Source organism: Fulvimarina thalattae (assembly GCF_040239565.1).
GTDB lineage: Bacteria > Pseudomonadota > Alphaproteobacteria > Rhizobiales > Rhizobiaceae > Fulvimarina.
In genome coordinates this window covers 1-1,069 of record NZ_JBEHWS010000061.1, presented here as the reverse complement: position 1 = coordinate 1,069, position 1,069 = coordinate 1, and the positions used below count along the sequence as shown (strand labels likewise).

The window sequence follows — 1,069 nt, the reverse complement described above, 5'->3', positions numbered from 1 at the left end:
GCGCCAATTCCGGACTCGTCTGAATGACCGGCGTCACGATCTGTCAGCGGATATCCGTCTTCGCCATACGTCCGGCTATTATCCGGGCCTTGGACTGTCGATCCTGGTTCGCCTTTGAACGGAGGCTTTTTTTCTGAACGCGTCTCTTGGGCACAATCGCCTGCGCATTGAGTTTTCTGCTCGCCTTCCTTGGCCGCTTCCTCCTCACCATTTTCCACGCTCAGGATGTGGTCGTCGAGCCATCGTCCCACATCGGAGCCCGCTTGTGTCCCAGCCTCGACGCCAGTTTGAGAGCCTTGCCATGCGCCGTAGCCACCACCGACCACCGCGCCTGTGGCTGCGCCGGCTGTAATAGCCGCGCCTTCCGTCGCAATGACGCCGGGGCCGGTCACAATTCCGGCGCTGCCAACCGCCGCTCCCGCGACGGCACCAGTCCCTCCCCCGACAACGGCCCCTCCGGCGGCGCCAGCCACGCCTCCTCCCACGCCCCCAAGAAGGCCGCCGACATAGTATCCGACCGTCTCAAAATCCATCAGGCGCCACCAAACATGGCTGAGCGCTGACGGCGCAAGGCCAAGATCGTACCGCGCATGACCAGCGCCATCTGCTTGTCGGGATCGGCCCCTGGACGAGCGATGAAGTGCCGAACCTCTTGCGATCGGGCGATCCGGCCTTCCGTGGCAAACATGAGATAGGCCCAACGGCAATGGGCGTCATGGGACCGCAGGGCCAATCGTTCGCCCGTGCGTTCGCTGATGTCGATGTGAGCGCGGACTGCCTCGTCAGGGACATCCCTCAGAGGATCGGTCGCGACATGCCGCAAATAGGAGACCCGCCGAACGCGCAGCCTTTCCAGCCGCCGCGCCTCAATCGCCGCAACCTCAGCCACCGTCAGCGCCAGCATGCCGGGTTTGGCCGGGGGCAGGTTCGCGGTTCGGCGTTGGGGCCGGCAAACAGACTTTCCCTATCAGCTGTCTATCTGGATCCGAGCGTCGAGGAAAAGCGCTATCTCCATCATGTCTTTCGGAATTTCGAAGGCTGGTCCACGATTGTCCGCCCAGAAGAAGAT

1 protein-coding gene is annotated in these 1,069 nt (G+C 63.0%); it reads right to left on the bottom strand.

Going from position 1 to position 1,069, the window contains the following annotated elements:
• Nucleotides 1-532: 532 nt before the first annotated feature.
• Nucleotides 533-904, bottom strand: coding sequence for a hypothetical protein (locus ABRA89_RS20375; RefSeq protein WP_349943332.1), 372 nt, complete (start codon nt 902-904; stop codon nt 533-535).
• Nucleotides 905-1,069 lie beyond the last annotated feature (165 nt).